The 14,002-nt window shown below is 37.3% G+C and carries 13 protein-coding genes and 1 rRNA gene; 12 read left to right on the forward strand and 2 right to left on the reverse strand.

From position 1 onward, the window contains the following. The first annotated feature begins 11 nt into the window (after positions 1–11). From IFO69_RS14135 to IFO69_RS14160, 6 genes are all read left to right on the forward strand, one after another. Entirely contained in the window at positions 12–2,165 is a 2,154-nt protein-coding gene (locus IFO69_RS14135) for a peptidase domain-containing ABC transporter (RefSeq protein ID WP_192010773.1), read from the forward strand. Positions 2,166–2,180: 15 nt separating this feature from the next. Next, the gene (locus IFO69_RS14140) at positions 2,181–2,510 is read left to right on the forward strand and encodes an HTH domain-containing protein (RefSeq protein ID WP_192010774.1); all 330 of its coding nucleotides are present in this window, start codon (positions 2,181–2,183) and stop codon (positions 2,508–2,510) included. 302 nt (positions 2,511–2,812) lie between these two features. Beyond that, positions 2,813–3,010 (forward strand): hypothetical protein, encoded by a 198-nt coding sequence (locus tag IFO69_RS14145; protein ID WP_192010775.1) that lies wholly within the window; start codon positions 2,813–2,815, stop codon positions 3,008–3,010. Between the two features lie 288 nt (positions 3,011–3,298). Beyond that, a complete protein-coding gene (locus IFO69_RS14150; protein ID WP_192010776.1) occupies positions 3,299–4,627 on the forward strand; it encodes a M16 family metallopeptidase in 1,329 nt (442 codons plus the stop codon). Between the two features lie 26 nt (positions 4,628–4,653). Next, a complete protein-coding gene (locus IFO69_RS14155) occupies positions 4,654–6,702 on the forward strand; it encodes an insulinase family protein (protein WP_192010777.1) in 2,049 nt (682 codons plus the stop codon). A 6-nt stretch (positions 6,703–6,708) separates the two neighbouring features. After that, positions 6,709–7,434, forward strand: coding sequence for a LolA-like protein (locus tag IFO69_RS14160; protein ID WP_192010778.1), 726 nt, complete (start codon positions 6,709–6,711; stop codon positions 7,432–7,434). A gap of 72 nt (positions 7,435–7,506) precedes the next feature. On the opposite strand, the gene IFO69_RS14165 is transcribed toward IFO69_RS14160, so the two are convergent. Beyond that, positions 7,507–7,950: a DoxX family protein gene (locus tag IFO69_RS14165; RefSeq protein ID WP_192010779.1), complete on the reverse strand. Its 444-nt coding sequence runs from the start codon at positions 7,948–7,950 to the stop codon at positions 7,507–7,509. Positions 7,951–8,090: 140 nt separating this feature from the next. Further along, positions 8,091–9,758 (reverse strand): M61 family metallopeptidase, encoded by a 1,668-nt coding sequence (locus tag IFO69_RS14170; RefSeq protein WP_192010780.1) that lies wholly within the window; start codon positions 9,756–9,758, stop codon positions 8,091–8,093. Between the two features lie 206 nt (positions 9,759–9,964). On the opposite strand from IFO69_RS14170, the gene rpmH reads away from it, so the two are divergent. The 6 genes from rpmH to IFO69_RS14200 all read left to right on the forward strand — a co-directional run. Continuing rightward, positions 9,965–10,123, forward strand: coding sequence for a 50S ribosomal protein L34 (gene rpmH / locus IFO69_RS14175; protein ID WP_192010781.1), 159 nt, complete (start codon positions 9,965–9,967; stop codon positions 10,121–10,123). Between the two features lie 32 nt (positions 10,124–10,155). Next, the gene (rnpA, locus tag IFO69_RS14180) at positions 10,156–10,548 is read left to right on the forward strand and encodes a ribonuclease P protein component (RefSeq protein ID WP_192010782.1); all 393 of its coding nucleotides are present in this window, start codon (positions 10,156–10,158) and stop codon (positions 10,546–10,548) included. Then, on the forward strand, positions 10,538–12,202 hold the full coding sequence (locus IFO69_RS14185) for a S41 family peptidase (protein ID WP_192010783.1): 1,665 nt from the start codon (positions 10,538–10,540) through the stop codon (positions 12,200–12,202). Before rnpA ends, IFO69_RS14185 begins: the two co-directional genes overlap by 11 nt. 168 nt (positions 12,203–12,370) lie before the next feature. After that, entirely contained in the window at positions 12,371–13,060 is a 690-nt protein-coding gene (gene tsaB, locus IFO69_RS14190; RefSeq protein WP_192010784.1) for a tRNA (adenosine(37)-N6)-threonylcarbamoyltransferase complex dimerization subunit type 1 TsaB, read from the forward strand. Beyond that, on the forward strand, positions 13,057–13,569 hold the full coding sequence (locus IFO69_RS14195) for a DUF2480 family protein (protein ID WP_192010785.1): 513 nt from the start codon (positions 13,057–13,059) through the stop codon (positions 13,567–13,569). The genes tsaB and IFO69_RS14195 overlap by 4 nt, the downstream gene beginning before the upstream one ends. Positions 13,570–13,936: 367 nt before the next feature. Beyond that, positions 13,937–14,002 (forward strand): 16S ribosomal RNA (locus IFO69_RS14200); the annotation flags it as partial.

Here is a 14,002-nt window from a genome sequence, read left to right on the forward strand (position 1 = left end):
ATACGAGTTGAATGAATATTAAAATCAAACAGCGAGATATCACAGATTGTGGAGCAGCTTGCCTTGCTTCCGTAGCGAGGCATTATGGGTTGAAAATGCCCATTTCGAAAATCCGGCAGTTGGCCTCTACAGATCAAAAGGGGACTAATGTACTGGGCTTAATAGATGCTGCTGAAAAATTAGGTTTTTCTGCGAAAGGAGTAAGGGGAAGCTTTGAAAGTTTGTCCCAAGTTCCCAGGCCTGCTATTGCGCATGTGATCATTAATAAAGTATTGCATCATTTTTTGGTGATCTATGGCATTAATAGAAAATATGTAAAGGTAATGGATCCTGCAGATGGACAAATGAGAAAGATTCCTCATGAGGAATTCAAAGCCATTTGGTCTGGTATTTTGGTAATCCTGATGCCCAATGAAGAATTTAAGTCTTTGAATGAGACTGTGCCAGTCAGAAGAAGATTTTGGTATTTGATCAGTCCTCATAAGAGTGTCATGCTTCAGGCAGTAATTGGAGCGGGAGTTTACACAGTATTAGGCCTTTCGACTTCCATCTATGTACAGAAGATAGTGGATCATGTTTTTGTGAGCAGGAATACTAATTTGCTCAACCTCATGAGTGTGGTCATGATTCTTTTGCTCCTGTTTCAGATTTTTATCGGAGTTTTTAAAACGGTATTCGTTTTAAAAACAGGGCAAAGAATTGATGCTAGGCTTATTTTAGGATATTATAAGCATCTATTGACATTGCCACAACGGTTTTTTGATGCCATGCGGGTTGGTGAGATCATTTCCAGGATTAATGATGCTGTTAAAATCCGAGCATTCATCAATGATGTATCCATTAATTTGATCGTAAATATTTTTGTGGTGGTTTTTTCCTTTGCGTTAATGTTTACATTTTTCTGGAAGTTGGCTTTGATAATGACCATGATAGTTCCTTTGTACATTGTCATCTATGTGATCACCAACTATTTGAACAAAAGAGTGGAAAGAAGATTAATGGAGAGCTCTGCTGAACTGGAATCCCAATTGGTAGAATCAATCAATTCAATTGGGACAATAAAGCAGTTTGGTGCAGAGGATCATGCCAATATCAAAACAGAAACCAAATTTATTTCCATGTTGGGCTCTGTTTACCGTTCTGGCATGAACAATGTATTTTCTAACAATTCTTCAGAATTTATTTCTAAATTATTCACCATAATTTTACTGTGGGTTGGAGCAGGGTATGTATTGAAAAATGAAATCACTCCTGGAGAGCTTTTGTCCTTTTATGCTTTGGTAGGTTACTTGACAGGCCCAATTACAGGTTTGATTGGGATGAACAAAACGATACAGAATGCAGTGATTGCAGCGGATAGACTTTTTGAGATAATGGATTTGGAGATTGAGGAAAAAGGAGAGAAGTTTTCGATAGACAGGGAAGCTTTAGGGGATATTGTGTTCCAAAACGTGGTTTTTCGATATGGTTCAAGGGCTAAAGTCTTTGATGGCCTTAACCTTCATATTCCAAAAGGAAAGATTACTGGAATAGTTGGTGAGAGTGGATCGGGTAAGTCGACTTTGATAGCATTGCTTCAGCATCTTTACCCTGTGCTATCTGGACAAATTAAGATAGGCAATCACGATATAAGCTTTTTGGATCATGCAAGTCTAAGAAAATTTGTCACAGTAGTCCCTCAGAGAATTGATCTGTTTGCAGGAAATTTGGTAGAGAACATTGCTCTTGGGGATTATAAACCAGATATGCAAAAAATTGTAGCCATTTGTCATGAATTAGGAATGATGGAGTTTATTGAAGGACTTCCCAATGGTTTTGGCACTTATTTAGGGGAAAATGGAGCTTCTCTTTCTGGTGGACAAAAGCAAAGAGTGGCTATTGCCCGGGCGCTTTACAGGGGTCCAGAAATCATCATCATGGATGAAGCTACTTCTTCTCTCGATCCAAAGGCTGAAAATTATGTGCAGCAAGTAATAAGGTCTCTAGCAAACAAAGGAAAAACGGTGGTGTTTATCACACATCGATTGGCTGCTGTTAAAGATTTTGATAAGATATTGGTTTTGGATGAAGGGAAACTGGTGGAACAAGGTTCCCATGATGTTTTGCTCACCCAAAAAGGTACTTATATGGATATGGTGAAAAAGCAAACTTTTGAATTGGGGTAAATAAATAGCTGAGCTATGAACTTTATAAAACATATTGAGCGTATTCAGCTCATCAATAAATTGGTAAAAGAAGGAAAGACAGGGAGTCCGGAAGATTTGTCCAATAGATTGGGGATTAGTAGAAGGCAATTATACAATCATTTGGAAAGTCTGAAGGATATGGGGCTTGAAGTGGCATTTTCTAGAAAGATCAATAGTTTTTATTATGTAGAAGATAAACATTTGGAAATGACTTTTAGTTTAAAGGTGATAGGTCCGGAAGAAGCAGAAAATATTTATGGTGGCGTATTTCTTCCTTTATTTGATGATTTGATGGTAGGGTTGGATTGGGGAAGAATGTGGTAAGTCAAAATAAAACAATTTTAATTTTTTAAAATAGACAATGATTACGAAAAGCGCTCTGTGTAAACCACAGGGCCTTTTTTTTTGTGTTTTTTACCTTTTTTAAATTGCTGATCACTAAAATAAATATGTTTTTTTTGGTGATATTTTCTTCCGTGCATGTTTTCTGCACGCTCATGCCCTACTTTAGAACCATGGTTAGTGATCAATAACACACTTGATGTCACAAAGGACTTTTAAAATGGAAGCAATTAAGTGAAAAGTTGATAGACCAAAGTAATATTTTTAACCAAACTTGACAGACTATGGAGCTTAACAAAAAGAGTATTGACTTAAAAGAATTTGGTGTAGAAGAATTAGAAAAAACTGAGCTAGAACAGACCAATGGCGGATTGTCCTTGAGTCTGGGAGGTCCTATATCATTAGGAGGTGTGATTATGCTTCCGCTGAATCTAGGATTCTTAAACCTAGGAACTAATCTAGGCTTAGACCTTAATGTTTAGGAGATCCTTAAAGAATATTTTTTTGTATTTACTATGTTGGTGATTTTTTAATTCTCGTGTTGATTAACGTCAGAAGGGATACATGTGTGGTGTATCCCTTTCTTTATTTTATATTGTTTTCATTTTCTTATCATTACAGATTCCTGAAGATTTAAGTATTACATAATTTGTTTGTTTAAGCATTAAAAAATACTTTTAATAGAATTTTTATCATTCATAATTAAAGTAGTTGACATAAAAATTGTTTCCATTTCGGAGTATTGAACCCTAAAATTTTAAAAATCAAATATGAAAAAAGTTTCATTTTTGATGCTCTTGGCTTGTATAGTGACCTCGCCAATCATCGCTCAAAATAGTATTGACTTCAAGGAGTTTTCCTTGGACAATGGATTGCATGTGATCATGCATAAAGACAACACCACACCGATTGTAGTGACTTCCGTATTGTATCATGTTGGCTCTAAAAATGAGGATCCTAGCAGAACTGGTTTTGCACACTTTTTTGAGCATCTCCTTTTTGAAGGAAGTGAGAACATTGGTAGAGGAGAATACATGAAAAAAATTCAGTCTGAAGGAGGTACATTAAATGCCTATACAAGTAACGACCTTACTTATTACTATGAGACGCTTCCTTCCAATAAGTTGGAGATGGCACTTTATATGGAAAGTGAAAGAATGCTTCATGCCAAAATCGATGAAACTGGAGTGGAGACACAAAGAGAGGTGGTAAAAGAGGAGAAGCGCCAACGTTATGACAACCAGCCTTATGGTACTATCTTGCCAGAGACGCTGAAAAGAGCTTATTCAAAGCATCCATATCAGTGGGCACCCATTGGTTCCTTGGATCATTTGAACGAAGCTTCTTTGGCTGAATTCATGAAATTCTATAAAGATTTCTATGTGCCAAATAATGCGACATTGACCATCGCTGGTGATATCGATTATGACCAAACGGAAGAGTGGGTGAAAATGTATTTCTCTGAAATTCCAAAAGGGAATGATGATATTTACAGGCCAAATATAGAGGAACCTAAAAAACAAGAAGAGGTCAGGGATGTTATTTATGACAATATCCAGATTCCTGCAGTGATTCAGGCTTATAATTTACCTCCTAAAAATGATGCTGATTCTTACGCTATGGACATGCTTTCGACCTACCTAACTGGTGGTAAATCATCCCTAATGACCAAGGAATTGGTAGATAAACAGCAGAAGGCACTTGCAGTAGCAGCAATTCCTCTTGAGTTGGAGGATGGTGGTATTTTTATCATGTATGGCATTACCAATATGGGGGTGAAAGCAGATGAATTAGAAACTGAAATTGATGTTTTGATCAAGCAAGTTCAGGAGGAAGGCGTTTCCGAGCAGGATTTCGCGAAGCTTCAGAATATCATTGAAAATGATCTAGTGAGTAAAAACTCAACTATGGCAGGCATAGCGGAGAATCTGTCACAATCTTATGTGTTTTATGGTAGCACTGACCATATCAATGATGAGCTGGCAAAATACAGGGAAGTGAGCAGAGAAGATTTGCAAAAAGTGGCCAACAAGTACCTGACTTTGGATGGAAGAGTGGTACTTTATTACTTGCCAAAATCTGAACAGCCACAAGAATAGTTTTTACTATAACATTGACATAACTTATGAAAAAGATAGTATTATATATATGCCTTTGCATGGTAATCTCAAGTTTGAGCTATGCACAAGTGGACAGAAGCAAATATCCAGAGCCAGGTCCTGCGCCAAAAATCGAGTTGAATGACCCTGCTACTTTTACATTGAAAAATGGACTGAAAGTGTTTGTAGTGGAGAATCATAAATTACCGAGAGTAGCTTTCTCTTTGGTGATCGATAGGGATCCGCTTTTAGAAGAGGACAAGGCAGGGATGACTGGTTTTGTTGGGGAAATGCTAATGGCCGGAACGACTAACCGTACCAAGGACCAGCTGGATGAGGAAGTTGACTTTATAGGAGCGTCTTTAAGTGCTGGCTCGACTTCCATTTTTGCCTCTTCATTGAAAAAGCATCAAGGGAAAGTTTTGGATTTGATGTCTGATGTGCTTTATAACCCAGCTTTTCCTGAGTCTGAATTGGATAAATTGAAAAAACAAGCGATTACTGGTTTGGCTGCATCCAAAGATGATCCCAATGCTATTTCTGGGAGATTAACTTCTGCATTGGATTTTGGAAAAGATCACCCATATGGGGAAACAGAATCAGAAGAGACCTTGGAAAATGTTAGTGTTGAAGATATTAGATCCTATTATCAAACTTATTATAAGCCTAATATTGCCTACTTGGCTATTGTAGGTGACATAGATAAGGCTGAAGCCAAGAAGGTAGTAGAGAAATATTTTAGCAAGTGGGAAAAAGGAGAGGTACCTGAAATGAAATATGATACTCCAACGCCTCCAACTGAAAATAAGGTGGCTTTGGTGGATCGTTCTGCCTCCGTTCAATCCGTTATTGATATTACTTATCCTTTAGAAATGAGACTTTCCAGTGAAGACTATCTCAGTACTAGGGTATTGAACTATATCATAGGGGGCGGGTCTTCATCAAGATTATTCATGAATTTGCGAGAAGATAAAGGATATACCTATGGAGCTTATTCATCTATCGGTGCTGATAAATTGATTACCAGTTTCTCGGCAGGAGCATCTGTAAGGACTGAGGTGACTGATTCAGCTATTGTTGAGCTAGTGTATGAGATTAATAAAATTGTTGATGAAGGTGTTACAGCTGAAGAGTTGGAATCGGCCAAAGCCAATTTGAGCGGAAGATTTGGGAGGTCATTAGAAAGTCCATCTACTTTGGCTAGTTTTGCCATGGACATAGATAGGTATAATTTACCTTCTGACTTTTATAAGACGTATTTGCAACGGTTGAGTGCATTGACTGTGGAAGACATCAATGCTGCAGCAAAGAAATACATTAAGCCAAATAATATTTACATTACGGTGGTAGGCAATGGTTCTGAAATCAAGGATAAATTGGAACAGTTTGGCCCAGTTAGCTTGTACGATAACCAAGGAAATCCCGCAAAAGAAATTGAAATGACTGATGCGGATATTACTGCAGATAAGGTTATCGATAATTACATAGCGGCCATTGGAGGAGAAGAAGCAGTGAATGCACTAGAGACAGCAAAAGTTATGATGAAGGCTGAGGTTCAGGGACAAGTGATTGAAATGACCATGCTCTATGATGATCCGGGTATGAGGTTCAACCAGAAAGTGTCCATGATGGGGAACACAGTGTCCAATACAACCTTGTCTGAAGGAAAGGGATCTGTTGTAGCAATGGGGCAAACCCAAGAGTTAACTGATGAGCAGTATGAAGAAGCTAAGATGAATATGTTTATTATCCCTGAGGCTCATTATGAAGAATTGATGTATACGTTGACCTTGGATGGTATCAAAGACGTGGAGGGAGAAAATGCTTACAAAGTCATTGTTTCTAATCCTACTGGAGCAAAAAGTGTAAACTACTATAGTGTGGAAACCGGGTTAAAGGTGAAAAGTGAAAATGAAAAAACAGGTGAGTTAACTTATTCTGATTATGAAGATCACAATGGCGTGAAATATGCTATGAAGATGGTGATGAAGTCTCCTATGATTCCAGTTCCCCTAAATACAACTGTAGAATCTTTGGAGATTAATCCAGAGTTAACAGATGCAGATTTTAAATAAAGCTATATGAAAAAAGCAGTGATTGCATTGGCTGGAATGCTAATGCTGGGAAATTTTGATGCAAAAGCCATTGATCCTGTGAAGGAGAATTCAGAGTCTTTTGTTCAAGAGGCTAGTGTCAAAGAAGTGGTGGATAAATACATCAAAGCGTCAGGAGGTCTTGATAAGATCAAAGGGATTAAAAATATGGAGTTGGTTATGGAGACTGAAATCCAAGGCATGAAATTGATAATCAAGTCTGTGACTGATCAGGAAAATAGCCGGTTACTTAATCTTACAGAAATGAATGGAAACCAAGTAGCCAAAACGGTGATCAAAGATAACAAAGGAATGATGATCAGTATGGGCCAGGAAAAAGAGCTTACAGAAGATCAATTAAACTCTATGAGAAGCCAGACTTTTGTTTTTCCAGAATTGTTTTATGAAGAATTAGGCTATACAGTTACTTACGGAGGTCTGCAAGAAGTGGAAGGTGTTTCAGCTCATAAATTGATCCTTAAAGATGCCAATGGGATGCAAACCAATGATTTTTATGATGCAGAAAGTGGTCTTAAAATCATGACAGAATCAGATGTGGCGGGTAAGATAAATTTTAAGGATTATAAAGAGATGGATGGTATTACTGTCCCTACCAAAATGATCATCTCAAATGCTATGATGCCGATGCCCATGGAAGCAACTGTCACTTCTATAGTTTTTAATCAAGAACTTGATGATAGTTTATTTGAATAAATTATCTTTTCAAACCAAAAAAGGATGCCACTGTCAAGAGGCATCCTTTTTTTTATAATCAAAATTTTTAACTTACCAATTTGGATGGTTTTTCATCCAGTGATCTAAGGAGAACTTACCAGACCCGTAGATCAAAAAAACAATCAGTAAAACCAGTACGATAAGGGAAATTTCAAACTCTAGATTGTTGGCTGCAGATAGGAATCCTTGGTTAATGTTTACAAAGAAAACCGCTCCAAGCAAAATAGGGATTTGGAATATGATCGCAAAACGGGTTAAGAGACCAAAAGCAATCAGGAATCCTCCAACCAAATGAGCAAAGGCTACATAGTGCGCGAGTGCTAAGTTAAAGAATTGAAGGTCATTGTTGCTCATCAATTGCATCAAGGCGTTTGTATTGGCGATAAATATGATGCCCTTGTAAAGGATAAACAGCCCTAAAGCTACGCGAATAAAATCGATCCATTTAGGATGGTGGGTGTCTGCCCATAGTTCAATTTTTGAAATAGTTTCCATGTTATCTTGGGTGTTTGGTTTACTTCAATATACGAATTTTATCAATGCATTGTATTGGTTTTCATTTGATTATGCAAATTTTCGCTTCCTGTTGTGCGAAAAATAAAAGGCTACAAAACTGAAGCCCTTTGAAAATGCAATTAAGACATCCATATTGTTCTTTTACGGTTACTTTCTCTAGGGGTTAATTCGTACTTTGGATAGTAATTTTCTCCATACGATTCTATTTGCAAAGTTAAGATTCTTCCATATCTGTTTATTTTGAGCATAAGGTTTTCCCCTTTAGGTAGGGATTCATGATCAAAAGGTTGTTCATTAATTTCAAGGATAATATCACCAATCATCAACTGTTGAAAAGCAGCTGAATGAGGGTGGATTTTAGTGATTGTTCCATCTTCATGAGTTTTTGCTCCCCAGTTTGATGTCAAGAGATTAGTGTTATTTACTGTCTCAAGGGTTATGTTTAGACTTTCTAGTTGATCTATTAATGGGGGTAGAATATCTTCGGTTCCTAGGATGTATTGTTTGAAAAATGTGTTTACTTTTTCTTCATCTTCGTAGAGCCAAATGATGGTGTTTTTATAATCCTCTAAAGTGTATCCAATGGATGTTTTTCCGAATTTCTTCCACATTTCTTTCATGACTTGGTGGAGAGAGGTTCCCTTATCAATGAGTAGCAGATCCAGACACATTGAAATCAACGCTCCTCGGTTATAAATACTGACTTTTTTTTCTGGAATGCCTTGTTTATAGCCATCTAGCCATAAATCAAAACTTGATTCTTTTATCGATTGATTGGTCCAGCCCAAAGAGTGAAATTCTCTTTCCAGTTGCTTTTCCATATTTGATAAGAAATCTTCGAGACTGAAGTATCCTGACTTTAACAAAAATAGATCCCCCATATAGGTGGTCACTCCTTCAGCAACAATTCCCGTATCTATATATGCTTCTTGGGAAAAATCATAAGGCAGGAGTTCTTTAGGCCTGATACGACAAACATTCCAAAAATGATAGAGTTCATGCGAACTTACCCCCATAAACTCATCCATGTTTTCTTTTTGAGCCAGTGTATTTGCTGGACCAAAAGTAATCACAGTGGAAAACTGATGCTCTACACCATGGTAATGTTTATAAGGTAAAAGTTGATAGAGAAAGTGGTAATCTCTAGCAGGAAAATCTCCATATGCGTCCAACTGCTTTTGGGTAAAAGCTTCGAATTTGCTGATTAGTTCAGGCACGTCAAAGTGAATTTCCCCTCGAAACCATAGGTGAAAGTTGATGTCTTCCAACCGATAACTATATTGCTGAATGTTGCCGGAAGCAATCAGCGGACTGTCTACCAGATGCTGAAAATTTTCAGCAGCAAAAGTGTTTTTGTTGATTTTTGGTAACGCTGTAGCTGTGAGGTATTCGGCAGGAAGTTTCAGTTCAATGGAAACAGGCTCGTCTTCTCTTCCCTTAAGTTCAAAGCAGAAATTGATGAAGTTTAGATAAAGTTGTTCATCATCTGACCAACTTCCGCCAGCGTCCATTTGGGAAGCGTGATATTCATATTTGACAGTATATTTACCTGCCTTTGGTGCTGTAAATGTCCAAAGGTCTTTGGTTATTTTTTTCCAATCTACTTTTTGATCATTACTCAAAATGGAGAAACGCCTGATTTTTTGGGCATAATTAGTAATTTCATACCTTCCTGGTCGCCAAGACGGGAGTTGAAGTCTCACTGTTTCTGCTGCGTTACATTTTAGCGTGAGCTGAATTTGGATAAATTGATCGGCTGGATTGTTTCTATATATAAGGTATTCCATTTACATTTGTGCTTTACAATAAACAAAAGTAACCCACTGGTTTGTAAATAAAAAAAACGTAGCTATCTTTGCATTCCTTTTCGGGGTTCAACTGAAAGGGAAGTCAAAGAAAAGCAATAAAAATTAAAACATAGATCAGTAAGGGTCTTGGGAAGTAACCTTTAAGGGTTTCTTTTTAAAACCAGCTGACAGAAAATTTAAAGATCATGAAAAGAACGTTCCAACCTTCTCGCAGAAAAAGAAGAAATAAGCACGGTTTTAGAGAAAGAATGGCTACGCCTAACGGAAGAAGGGTGGTTAAAGCTAGAAGAGCTAAGGGTAGACATAAATTGACAGTGTCTTCAGAGAAAACGCTTAAGAAGTAATTTTCATTTCTTTGTTTTGATGCCTTATTGCTATGGACTATAGGCTTCCTAAGAATGAAAGATTACATTCTAAAAAGTTAATAAAGGAACTTTTTGATAAAGGTTCCTCTTTTTTTTTATATCCCTTCAAGGTATTATATCTTAGCTTGGAGGAAGATTCCGAAACTAATCAAGTACTTTTTTCTGTTTCTAAAAGAAAAATCAAGAAAGCAGTAGGTAGGAATTATATCAAAAGAAGGATGCGAGAAGCATACCGTTTGAATAAATCACTGCTTTTGGATGGTGAAAACAAGAAAAAATTAATAGCTTTCGTTTATGTTTCATCTGAGCGAGAAAGCTTTCAGGCTATTGAGCCTAAGATGAAAAAAATATTAAAGCGTCTTGCGGCCCCGCGAGAAAAGAACTCAAAGCGTGATGAAGAATAGAAACAAAATTATAGCCCTTTTATTAGTTATTGTAGTAGGTGGAGGGGTGCTGTTTTCCTTTAAGGGGAAAAATGATAAGCTTTTTTTGATCGCTAAAAATCTGGATATTTTTGCTTCACTTATAAGGGAACTCGATACTTATTATGTTGATGAGATAGATCCAGATGAATTGGTGACTGTGGGAATCAATGCGATGTTGCAGGAGCTTGATCCGTACACCAATTACATACCGGAAGAAGAATCTGATGATTTTCGTACGATGACTACTGGTGAATATGGAGGAATTGGTGCGCTAATCGGAAATAGGATAGGGAAGAATATGGTTCTGATGCCGTATAAGGGGTTTCCAGCACAAAGTGCTGGGTTAAGAATCGGAGATGAATTGCTTTGGGTAGATTCCGTGGATGTAGTTGACTTGGCTACATCGGAGATATCAAAAAAACTTAAGGGGCCTGCTAATACTCCAGTAGAGGTAATTGTAAAAAGAGACCAAGATACTTTGACCTTTGAGCTTACTCGAAAGAAAATTGTTATTACTAATGTTCCTTATTATGGAATGGTGAATGACAGAGTGGGGTATATCAAGTTGACTGATTTTACAACTAATGCCGGTGACGATGTAAGAAAAGCTTTGGTGGAACTGAAAGAACTGGGCGCAGAAAAGTTGATATTGGATCTGAGGGATAATCCAGGAGGAATACTTAAAGAAGCCGTGGATATTGTCAACCTATTTATCCCAAAAGGGAAGGAAGTGGTCAGTACTATTGGGAAGTTGGATAATGTGAACGCTGTTTATAAAACTAATCGATCACCTGTTGATAAGGATATTCCATTGGCAGTTTTGGTAAACGAAAGATCAGCTTCTGCCTCAGAGATTGTTGCAGGTGCATTACAGGATTATGATCGAGCAGTGTTAATAGGAAGAAATACTTTTGGAAAAGGTTTGGTGCAAAGTACGATTCCACTCTCCTACAATTCACAGGTCAAAGTCACTACAGCCAAGTATTACATTCCTAGCGGAAGATGTATTCAAGAAATTGATTACAGTAAAAAGGATGAAGATGGTAATGCAACAACAGTGGCTGATTCTTTAAGAAGGGAATTTAAAACAAAAAATGGAAGAACGGTTTGGGATGGAGCTGGCATAAGACCGGATGAGAAAGTAGAGTCAAAAACTTATGCTCCGATTACATATAGTCTTGTGGCCAGAAGTTTAGTTTTTGAGTTTGTCAATGATTATTTTTATAAGCATGATAGTATTCCAAGTCCGAGGGATTTTGTGGTGACCGATGAGCTTTATGATGAGTTCACTGCTTGGTTGGCAGGAAGAGAATATGATTACATTACTAGAGTTGAAAAAACAATCGAAGATTTAGAAGCTTATGCTAAAGAGGAGAAATACTTTGAAGATATTCAAAGTGAGATTGATTCTTTGAAGAAAAGTGTGAGTCACAATAAGGAACAGGATCTAGTAACCTTTAGGAATGAGATCAAAGAAGCTATCAAGGATGAAGTGGTTTCTAGGTATTACTATGAAGGTGGAGTGATTGAGGCTTCATTGGATTCAGATGATGAAATAGCTAAAGCTGTTTCTATTTTAAGCGATCCATCGTTATATGACAGTATTCTTCAGCCAAAATTGGCTAAGAAATAAATGACGTAAAATTTAAATATTCCTTAAATCCCCATATCTAAAGTTGATATGGGGATTTTTTAATGATAAGCTTAGGCATATTGTGGTAATATCTCCAGTGCCAAAGGTTTTTGTTATCTTTGTAATCCTAATTCCGTTTGGATTAATTTTAGGAATTTCCCAATAATTATGACTTTGATTTTATCTATAGATACTGCGGTTTCAGTTTGCTCCGTTTCGTTACACCGAAAAGGGCAATTGTTAGGGCTTTTGGAGTTGCATCAAGAAAACGTACATGCACAAAAACTAATGCCAGTGATCAAAACTTTGTTGGATCAGGCAGGTTTGGAAAGCAAGCAGTTGGATGCGGTTGCTGTCTCCGAGGGTCCCGGTTCTTATACTGGCTTGAGGATTGGAGTTTCTACAGCCAAAGGTTTTGCCTTTGCGCATGATATTCCTTTGATAAGTGTCGGGACTTTGGATGCTCTTGCGATACAAGTGAAGCCCTTTTTAGAAGGGAAGGTATTTATTATTCCAATGATAGATGCTCGTCGTATGGAGGTTTATTGCAAAGTTTTTGATAGTAGGATGAACGAAATGGAGTCCATTAGGCCTTTGATTGTTGATGAAGGTTCATTTGAAGAGTATCTTGAAAAGGGAATAGTTTATTTTGTAGGTGATGCTGTGAAGAAAGTATCCGAAGTGCTGCAGCACCCCAATGCACGCTACCTCTATCTGATCAATTCTGCAACAAGTGTTGGGGAGATAGCTTTTAATAAATTTGAAAAAAGGGAATTTTCTGATTTAGCCTATTTCGAACCGAACTACTTGAAGGAATTTAAAGTTGTCAAGTCAAAGAAGAACCCTTTAATGTTATGAGTGAAATAATTAACCGAGTTGCCAATAGCGCATTGGTTACTATAGATTTGGAAGAATACTATTCTTCAAGTGAGAGAGTGGTGTTTGATATAAAAGATTATCTCTATCAAGAACTTGTATTGCGTGAGGCGGATTTTAGAAAATCTCTAAAGGAATTGGATTGGGAAGAATTCAAAGGCAAAAGTGTTGCGGTAGACTGCACAGCTGATGCTATAGTACCTACCTGGGCTTTTATGTTAGTGGTTACCTATTTGGGGGGCGTTGCGAATGAGGTTGTTGTAGGGGGGCTGGATAGTCTTGAACAAGCACTCTTCCAAAAAGCGCTGGCTTCTATACCAGTGGGAAATTATGTTGGGAAGCCCGTCGTTATAAAAGGTTGTAGTAAGTTTCCTGTGCCATTATTTGCTTATGGGGAAATAGTGAAATTATTGAAGGGGAAGGCCAAGGCAATTATGTATGGAGAGCCATGTAGCACTGTTCCTATTTACAAACAACCAAGAGTGAAGTAAAATATTGTTCTCAAAAAGAGTCAGTTAAATATAAAGTTTAAAAAAATTGAAGGGCTGGTTTGGTAATTTTGAAAAAGAGCTCTATGTTTGCATTCCCATTCGGGGACAACACAGCAAAAGGTTGTGAGAGTAGATTGAAAAGCGAATAAAGGAAAGAGAAAACAAATAAAAAAAATAAAATTTTGTTTTTGTTTTTAGAAAATTCTCCTGATATTTGCACTCGCTTTCAGGGTTAAGCCTGAAACAATTCTCTAAAAGACAGAGAAAAAGTTCATTGAAGTACTGTAAGACGAAACAAAGATACGACTAAGTCGGTAAGGAAAAGAAGAGTTGCCTATATTATTATAGGCACGTCAATAGAAACTTTACAATGGAGAGTTTGATCCTGGCTCAGGATGAACGCTAGCGGCAGGCCTAATACATGCAAGTCGGA

It is taken from the genome of Echinicola arenosa (assembly GCF_014841125.1).
Classification (GTDB): Bacteria; Bacteroidota; Bacteroidia; order Cytophagales; family Cyclobacteriaceae; genus Echinicola; species Echinicola arenosa.

Bases quoted from the DNA above. Each gene is read 5' to 3' on its own strand.
- IFO69_RS14135 (WP_192010773.1), top strand. From the start codon at position 12: ATGAATATTAAAATCAAACAGCGAGATATCACAGATTGTGGAGCAGCT.
- IFO69_RS14140 (WP_192010774.1), top strand. From the start codon at position 2,181: ATGAACTTTATAAAACATATTGAGCGTATTCAGCTCATCAATAAATTG.
- IFO69_RS14145 (WP_192010775.1), top strand. From the start codon at position 2,813: ATGGAGCTTAACAAAAAGAGTATTGACTTAAAAGAATTTGGTGTAGAA.
- IFO69_RS14150 (WP_192010776.1), top strand. From the start codon at position 3,299: ATGAAAAAAGTTTCATTTTTGATGCTCTTGGCTTGTATAGTGACCTCG.
- IFO69_RS14155 (WP_192010777.1), top strand. From the start codon at position 4,654: ATGAAAAAGATAGTATTATATATATGCCTTTGCATGGTAATCTCAAGT.
- IFO69_RS14160 (WP_192010778.1), top strand. From the start codon at position 6,709: ATGAAAAAAGCAGTGATTGCATTGGCTGGAATGCTAATGCTGGGAAAT.
- IFO69_RS14165 (WP_192010779.1), bottom strand. From the start codon at position 7,950: ATGGAAACTATTTCAAAAATTGAACTATGGGCAGACACCCACCATCCT.
- IFO69_RS14170 (WP_192010780.1), bottom strand. From the start codon at position 9,758: ATGGAATACCTTATATATAGAAACAATCCAGCCGATCAATTTATCCAA.
- rpmH (WP_192010781.1), top strand. From the start codon at position 9,965: ATGAAAAGAACGTTCCAACCTTCTCGCAGAAAAAGAAGAAATAAGCAC.
- rnpA (WP_192010782.1), top strand. From the start codon at position 10,156: ATGGACTATAGGCTTCCTAAGAATGAAAGATTACATTCTAAAAAGTTA.
- IFO69_RS14185 (WP_192010783.1), top strand. From the start codon at position 10,538: ATGAAGAATAGAAACAAAATTATAGCCCTTTTATTAGTTATTGTAGTA.
- tsaB (WP_192010784.1), top strand. From the start codon at position 12,371: ATGACTTTGATTTTATCTATAGATACTGCGGTTTCAGTTTGCTCCGTT.
- IFO69_RS14195 (WP_192010785.1), top strand. From the start codon at position 13,057: ATGAGTGAAATAATTAACCGAGTTGCCAATAGCGCATTGGTTACTATA.